The following is a 7,965-nucleotide window of genomic DNA, read 5'->3' as shown; positions in this document are numbered from 1 at the left end:
AACCCTTTACCATGCTGTTCAAAAATTACTCACGAAAGATCAACACGCCCTAAAAACTGTTTAGCTGATATGTTAACTGCAACTTTGGTAGGGAAACCTAGACCTAGCCACTTCTTTGCATCTGCACAACACTTTTCCAGCACTTGATCGCCCAACTGAAAAATCAACCCGCTTTCTTCGGCGTATTGGATAAAATGTATTGGTGAAATAAACTCTCCACTTTCGTTTCTAAGCCTGACCAACCCCTCGACACCAACTATCTTCCCAGTTGTGAAGGAATACTTTGGCTGATAATGAACCTCCAGCAATTTGTTCTCTAACGAGTCTTTTAAAACGCTCCCTACCTCGAGTCTCTGGTCGATTTCACACTGCAGGTCATCACTAAAAAAGTAATAGCTACTTGTGGGCGTTTGCTTGGCTTTATACATGGCTGTATCTGCGTGGCGCATCATCTCTTCAACCGTTGACGCATCTTTTGGGTAAACACTTATCCCCACACTGGCAGAGAGTACATACTGCTCTGAGTCTAATCGAAAAGGTTTACTGATTGCATTTAAAACTTGTGTTATCAGTGCTTCAAGAGCAAACCGGTTGTTTTTCTGCGGAACAACTAATGCAAACTCATCGCCGCCTACTCGTGCAACAGTAATGTCGCCATTGGCAAACTGGTCAAGACTGTGGCCTACATGCGCTATAATTTCATCGCCAATATGGTGACCAAGTGAGTCATTTATATATTTGAAGTTATCTAAGTCAAGTAAAAGCAAACTTAAGCAGGTGTCATTCGCATCTGCTCTAGCAATGCCTTGGGCCATTCTATCGTGTAATAACACTCGGTTTGGTAGCGCCGTCAATTGATCATGGTTTGCCAAATACGTCATTTGTGTCGTCATCGCTAGCGTTTCACTGACATCCTGAAACACCATGACAGCGCCACGTTGGTTTTGCTCTGCATCAAGAATAGGAGCTGCACTGTCTTCCACTCTGTGGATTATTCCCTGTTGACTGGTTAGTTGAGTATTTATCGCCATCGCTACTGAGCGGTTTTCTTTTAATGCGACCATTAAAGGGTTTAATGATGGTGTTTTAGTCGATGCATCTCTTAAATCCATGACATCTTCAATCAAGCGCCCCTTTGCTGCAACTTGTTGCCAGCCGGTAAGCCTTTGAGCAACAGGGTTCATGTAGGTAATACGTCCATTCTCGTCAGTAGATATTACACCATCAGCAATGGAGTCTAATGTAATCCTAAGTTGTTCTTTCTCAGAAGCTAATAAATTTTTTGTTTTTAATATCTCTTTCGCTTGAGCCTTTATCCTTAGGTGATTTTCAACACGCATGCGACACAACGCTAGATTCAGTGGCTTAGTTATGAAATCTATTGCTCCGAGAGTGAGTGCTTTAGCTTCAATATTAGGGTCATTGTGAGAGGTAATGACGATCACTCTGAGATCACTGAGTGATGGGTTATCTTTTACTTCTTGTAAGATATCGAAACCACTGACCTTGGGCATTTCTAAATCGAGCAGGAGAATATCAGGCACTATATCGGAAATGAGTTTGGAAGCGCTGCAACTATCATTACAAGTACTTACCGAGCACACGTTTTGAAGAATATGTTCTAGTTGAAGCGTGTTGATCTCCTCGTCATCAATTACGAGTACTTTTTGCTGTTCTGGCATCTTTATTTCTTAGACTTCGCATACTTGAAAGGATAGTTCATTAGCGAGAAAAGTCAAAAGATTCTATATGTTAACGAATTTTCTTTTTTGAAAGTGCAAAGGAAAGAGAGCTAGCATGATCATTTGATTGTTAAGACAATTATATATTGCAACTTAAGGCCTGAGCACTTATAAGCAATAAAGCCCTACTGTAATGCCCCTTTACACCATCACTATCCAATAGTGGCTTTTTACAAAACCAGAGCTAGTAATTCAAAGTGCAAGTATCGGAATTTTTACTATTACAGTAATGAAAGTCTAGGAAGTATTTATCTTGTGTTGGCTTGGTGCCATGCTTAATCACACCATAAAGCAATTCTGCCCCTAGCCTGCCCATTTCAAATGGATTTTGACCAATGTTAATGGTGGAGAGTTGCTGCTTTAATGCCGCTAACTGAACCTTTTCGGTGTCAGCACAGATAATAATTTTTTCTTGCTTGGCAATGTCTGCTTGAAATGGCTGCATGCGCTCAATGTAGTTGGGATGAGATTGTGCAAAGCCCGCTACGGCGATAAAAATAGGGGGATTAGGATAAGCCAGAAGGTTATTAAGCTGGGTGATGGCATCTTCTCTTCTGCCCATGGTGTATAACGGGCAGCGAGCATGTTCAATCCAGCCACTGGCACCGGATAACCGCTCAGTGCTTTGCCCTGATAGCGCCTGTCTCACGCCAGCGATGCGTTTATTTAAGTTGGGGGTGGTTTGATGCCCAGATTGAATGCAGATTGGCTGCGGCTCGGAGGTTTTATATATTTTGGCTGCTTCACCAAGGGCTTTGCCGAATTCAAAATTGTTGGTGCCTACGTAGGCAAGACGATAGGCCTGCTCTGGTTCGAGTAAATCAGAATCGAAGGTGATCACCGGAATATTTTGTTGCTTGGCATATTTTAATGCGCGGTTGGTAAGGTAGGCTGAATCCGTTGTTGAAACCAGTATGCCATCCACTTGCTGTTTTACCAGCTCTCTAACAATTAAGGCTTGAGTTCTCACGTCTTGGTAGTCATCAGCACCGTCATAGATGCAATTTAGCTCTGGATGCTCTCGGGCAAAACGCTGACAGCCTTTATAAGACTGTTCATAAAAGCTATCGTTTTTGGTTTTGCCAACCACGGCAATGGTCACTTCTGCTGCAGTTAGCGGATTAAACAGCAACATCACTAGGCACCACGGCCAAAGTGCTAAGCGCCTGTTTAATTTCATCTTTGTCATTATTTTTAAGTCTTGCTAACGTCTAAGATTAGAGCATAAACGAATTGCCTATTTACGCAAGTCAAACCTTCATCTGCTTTATGCTATATCAAAGTACGCTGAAATTATTAATCTCCCTACTTGGCTAAATTCAATTAGAGTTTGGGTCTAATTTAGGTAATAATAGTTGTTTTCGCGTCAAACGATATGGATTGTCTCTGCTATGAAACAACTTCTTTTATTAATTGCTCTACTGTTTAGCCAAGTTAATTACGCCAAACTGCCTGTAGAGAGTTACGCTCAGCTGCCCGATATTAGCAAAGTGAATTTGTCACCCAGTGGCAAAGCCGTGGCTTTTTTAAAAAATTACGATGGTAACTTGGTGCTCACGGTCTTGGACTTAACCACCAATAAGTCGCGCATGCTTCTCAAAGCCGATAATAAAACCGTGACCTTATCTTGGTACAACTGGGCCAACGATGAGGTTTTATTGATTGGTGCCAACTATACTAACCGCCATCGCACCGTAAAGTATTCCACATCGAGGCTATTTAAATTCGATTTAAGCGATCCGGATAATGACTTAGAGCGCCTTAATACACCAAAAAGACATGATAAAGACGCGCAGTTCCAAGCCAGCATTATCAGCTTACTACCAGAAAAGCCTAATAAGGTGTTAGTGCAAACGGCGTTTGATGTCGATAATAAGCCCACGGTATACGAGCTGGATATCAATAAAAACCGCCGTAAACGAATTGCGCGAGCAAGCAGCAAGGTACAATATTGGCTCGCCGATCGTCAGGGTAATATCCGTCTTGGCTATGGTATTGATGAGCTGCACGCCAGTTACTATCTCTATGATGACGACAGTAATAAGCTCACTGAGCTATATACATTTCAGGCCCGCGGCCCAGAAGCCATCAGGATTTTAGGCTTTGATAAAGACCCCAATATTGTCTACCTCACCGCCCTTCATAATGGCAAACAGGCCTTGTTTAAAGCCGATATTACCCAAAAACCCATGCTGCCTGAGTTGATTTTCTCTGATCCGGATTATGATTTCGATGGCCGCATTCTTTACTCGGCAAAAGATGGTCGCGCCATCGGCTTTAGCCACTCAAACTTAGATAATTCCAGAGTATATTGGGATGAAGATCACCAATTGCTGCAACGCTCTTTAAAAGCCGCACTGCCAGAGTATGATCTGGTGGTCATTGATATGAGCCGCGATGGTCAAAAATATATCGCTTACGGCGACTCTAATGCTGACTCAGGAACTTACTTACTCGGTGATCGTGAAAATAAATCATTAGTTGGTTTTGGCCGCTTATACCCTGACATCATCGGTGAAAAGCTGTTAGGTAAAACCAAGCTAAACTTCCAAGCGCGTGACGGCCTTGAAATTGAAGCCTATTTAACGCTACCAAGTGATTTTAATGCCGCCTCCCCGGCGATTATTCTTCCCCATGGTGGCCCTCATGCCAGAGATTACAGTGGCTTTGACTATTGGTCTGAGCTTTTTGCCAGCCGCGGCTATGTAGTATTGCAGCCTAATTTTCGCGGCTCTTTTGGTTATGGCTTTGACTTCCTTCGTGAAGGTGAAAGGGGTTGGGGAGGTAAAATGCAAGACGATTTACAAGATGCGGCAAGCTACCTAATTAAAAATGACTACGCCTTAGCAGATAAAATCTGTATTGCCGGCGGCAGTTATGGTGGCTACTCGGCGTTAATGGCCGTGGTTAAACACCCAGAGACTTTCCAGTGTGCAGCCAGTTTTGCCGGGGTCACCGATCTGGAAGACATTGTTCAGCGTGCTCGCTATTTTACCAATAAAGAGCTTATTCGTGATCAATTTGGAGAGGACTACGATAAGCTAGAACAGCAATCTCCGGTTAACTTTGCGAAAAAGATAACCCGTCCTGTACTTTTAGTGCATGGCGACGATGATAAGACAGTCGATGTTTCCCACAGTCGCAAAATGGCCGATGAGCTTGAAGATCACGACAAGTCTGTGACTTATATCGAACTGGAAGACGGTAATCACCATCTTAGTTATCAAGGTCATCGCATTGAAACCATGGAAGCGTTTTTAGCATTTTTTGAAAAGCACCTGATGTGATCAACTTGCCAACGGCTATAGTTAATACAGCCGTTGGCGTCACTATCATGTAAAACTCAGCTGCTAAAGTGGGCGCTATGTTATAAAAAGGTGGTCTTCTATGTTTATTGTGTTGTTGTTCTCTTTGTTGGGGCTTAGCTTTGCTACTCAGGCGCAGTCGTTTAGCTTTCTGGCTTATGGTGACATGCCCTACTTTGCTGCTGATAGCGCCTTACTGCAACAAGGTGGTAAATTACAGCAAGCAGCCAGCAACACAGAGCATCAGTTTGTGGTACACGTTGGCGACCTTAAATCGGGATCAGAACCCTGCACTAACGCCCTTTTACAACGCAATTACCGCTTGATTTCATCCTTAACCAAGCAGCCATTTATTTATACCCCTGGCGATAACGACTGGACCGACTGTGACCGCAAAAAACTGACTCCTCGCTATGATGAGTTAGAGCGCTTAGCTTATGTGCGCCAAAGCTTTGCCAGTAAACCAGTCGCGCTTAGCGACTTTGCCAGACAAGCTGAGCAGCCCGAGAATCAACGTTGGCTAGAGGGTAATACGCTGTTTTTAACGCTGCATATTGCTGGTACCAATAACGGCCGCCGTCAAATATTGCTTTCTGATAAGCAAACGGCACTGTCTGCTGCAACAGTTCGCGATCACAACAACCTAACTTGGTTAAGCCAAAACCTAAACGACAAGTTCCAGGCCGCAGTGATATTTTTTCAAGCCGATATTTACCAGCAAAGTAAACACACTAGTGCTTGCACGGCCAACACCACAAGTCAGTGCGACGGCTTTAAACATTATCGTGAGCAGTTTTCCCGGCTCGCCGAACAATCAGATTTTCCAATATTATTGGTCCATGGCGATACTGGGCCTTATTGCGTTAACTCACCAAGTAACAACCTATGGCGGTTAAATGCCCCTGGTGACTATCAGCATCTTGATATTGCCAAAATTACCGTGGACGTTACGGCTAACCAGCCATTCGCCATTGAAGGGTTACTAGCCAAACAGCCACCAGAGGTTTGCCAATAGCTCTATCTTGTTAGGGTGATAGCAATGTGGTTTTGCTGACGAGTTTGAATAACATTTTGTTGTGTTTTAAATCATGGTTTTGCCCTATTGGCCACACGCTATTGCTGTGGCCAATTTGCATACAGCAACAATTTAATTGTTTGCCATCAGCTCACGGCTAACATTATGACTGTCGAACTGCTCACTGGTAACGGTATCAACAAAGTGCCACTGACTATCCACTTTTTCTCGAGTAAAGTTCAGAGTTAAGTATCCGCGCTGATGGATATTGGCGTAATCTAGATCATCCACCAACACTTTCAGGGCTTCAGCAAATTGCATTGCTTGCTCATCAGGTAAGCCTAAGTACGATTCAAGACCAGGTGAGCTCACAGACGCGGTGGCGTATTCATAACCGCATACTTCACCATTGGCGCTGCACAACTTACCCGACCACGCATTGTGGGTATCTCCGGCCACTACCACGAGGTTTTTATTCATTGCTTTTGCCGTTTGCAAAATCACCTCACGCTCCACTGGGTAGCCATCCCACGCATCGAGATTATAAGGTGCAGTCATGGTAACCCGCGCCTTTTCTTGCTCGGTTAAGGTTTCATCCGCTGCTTGCATTCGCGCTTTAATGTTCGCCAATTCCGCCACTTGTGAAGACATTTCTGCGCTTGGTGCAGCGAGAGTTTGTAGCAGCTCTGCCGGAATATTCATCTTGGTCATTAGCACTTGCTGACCAAGTACCTGCCACTTGGCATTAGACGTTTTAATGTTATCTGTGAGCCAAGTTAACTGCTTAACACCAAGTAACTGTTGCGATGGCGCGGTTAAATCAGCTTGAAAGCGGTTGAAGTCAAGCATGCCTGACACTGGATCCATGTAATCTTGGTAAGCCAGTGGTTTAGCCCGGCTCTCATTGCGAGTGTCCAACATATACAAAGACAGCAAATCACCAAACTCAAACTTGCGATATAAACTTTCGAGCTTGTCTTTTACCAGCGGTCGAATGGGCATCCACTCGTAATATGCTTGCAGCGCTGCAAGCTTTCTTTGACTAAAGTCGCCTTCGCCTTGGTTATGGTTCTCAGCACCATCAACGTAACTGTCATTACATATTTCGTGGTCATCCCACACGGCGATAAATGGCGTATTGGCATGTAAGGCTTGTAGCCCAAGGTCGGTGCGATATTTAGCGTAACGTTTACGATAATCTTCTAGGGTAATGGTTTCTTGGTTATTGTCTGGGTCTAGCTCTCTGCCCATAGCGGTGGCTTGCTCTGTGGCATAACCGCCCATACCATACTCGTAAATGTAATCGCCTAAATGCAGTACCGCATCTAAGTCGCTGCGTTTAGCCGCTTCGGCATAGACATGAAAATGCCCAGCAGGATAGTTAGCACAGGACATAACCGCCAATTTAACTTGTGTTACGTCATTGGCTGGTAGCGTTTTGCAGCGACCAATACTGGAATGAGTGTCTTTGGTGACAAAACGATAATAATACTGGCTATTTGGGCTAAGGCCAGTTAAATCCACTTTGGCAGTGTAGTCATTTTTAGCCAACGCCGACACGGTTTGGCTTTGCAAGAGCACACCAAAGTCCTCGCTATCAGACACCTGTAAGGTAAGGTCAACACTCGAGGGACTGCCTTGTGGGGTTACCCGAGTCCACAAAATAACGCTGTCTTGCAGTGGATCGCCACTGGCCACACCATGGTTAAACGCCACAGCAAAGTCATTTTCTGCGACACTTTCTCCACTGCTACTACCACAACCTACGATGGAGACAGAAATGGTAGCGGCTCCCAACCCCATAATAGAACGTTTTATAAATTCGCGACGAGAGATAGATGACATTTTCTTATTCCTTAACGACAACATGCGCCCTCTTAGACGCATCTTAATTACTGCTTTA

Annotated in this window: 5 protein-coding genes; 2 read left to right on the top strand and 3 right to left on the bottom strand. The window is 44.3% G+C overall.

Annotated elements, in window-relative coordinates; all coding sequences use genetic code 11:
- Positions 1 to 29: 29 nt before the first annotated feature.
- Complete coding sequence (locus ACNKW2_RS12410) at positions 30 to 1,682, bottom strand: GGDEF/EAL domain-containing response regulator (protein WP_419148864.1); 1,653 nt, start codon at positions 1,680 to 1,682, stop codon at positions 30 to 32.
- Positions 1,683 to 1,926: 244 nt separating this feature from the next.
- Entirely contained in the window at positions 1,927 to 2,922 is a 996-nt protein-coding gene (locus tag ACNKW2_RS12405) for a substrate-binding domain-containing protein (protein ID WP_419148863.1), read from the bottom strand.
- 211 nt (positions 2,923 to 3,133) lie between these two features.
- Between ACNKW2_RS12405 and ACNKW2_RS12400 the strand changes: the two genes are divergently transcribed.
- Positions 3,134 to 5,029: an alpha/beta hydrolase family protein gene (locus tag ACNKW2_RS12400; protein ID WP_419148862.1), complete on the top strand. Its 1,896-nt coding sequence runs from the start codon at positions 3,134 to 3,136 to the stop codon at positions 5,027 to 5,029.
- Positions 5,030 to 5,129: 100 nt separating this feature from the next.
- The gene (locus ACNKW2_RS12395) at positions 5,130 to 6,062 is read left to right on the top strand and encodes a hypothetical protein (protein WP_419148861.1); all 933 of its coding nucleotides are present in this window, start codon (positions 5,130 to 5,132) and stop codon (positions 6,060 to 6,062) included.
- Positions 6,063 to 6,194: 132 nt separating this feature from the next.
- Here ACNKW2_RS12395 and ACNKW2_RS12390 read toward each other — a convergent pair whose 3' ends face one another.
- Positions 6,195 to 7,907, bottom strand: coding sequence for an alkaline phosphatase D family protein (locus tag ACNKW2_RS12390; RefSeq protein WP_419148860.1), 1,713 nt, complete (start codon positions 7,905 to 7,907; stop codon positions 6,195 to 6,197).
- Positions 7,908 to 7,965: the final 58 nt, after the last annotated feature.

This window comes from Pseudoalteromonas 'SMAR' (assembly GCF_048515945.1).
GTDB lineage: Bacteria > Pseudomonadota > Gammaproteobacteria > Enterobacterales > Alteromonadaceae > Pseudoalteromonas.
This window is presented reverse-complemented; position numbering and strand designations above follow the sequence as displayed.

Bases quoted from the DNA above. Each gene is read 5' to 3' on its own strand.
- ACNKW2_RS12410 (WP_419148864.1), bottom strand. From the start codon at position 1,682: ATGCCAGAACAGCAAAAAGTACTCGTAATTGATGACGAGGAGATCAAC.
- ACNKW2_RS12405 (WP_419148863.1), bottom strand. From the start codon at position 2,922: ATGAAATTAAACAGGCGCTTAGCACTTTGGCCGTGGTGCCTAGTGATG.
- ACNKW2_RS12400 (WP_419148862.1), top strand. From the start codon at position 3,134: ATGAAACAACTTCTTTTATTAATTGCTCTACTGTTTAGCCAAGTTAAT.
- ACNKW2_RS12395 (WP_419148861.1), top strand. From the start codon at position 5,130: ATGTTTATTGTGTTGTTGTTCTCTTTGTTGGGGCTTAGCTTTGCTACT.
- ACNKW2_RS12390 (WP_419148860.1), bottom strand. From the start codon at position 7,907: ATGTCATCTATCTCTCGTCGCGAATTTATAAAACGTTCTATTATGGGG.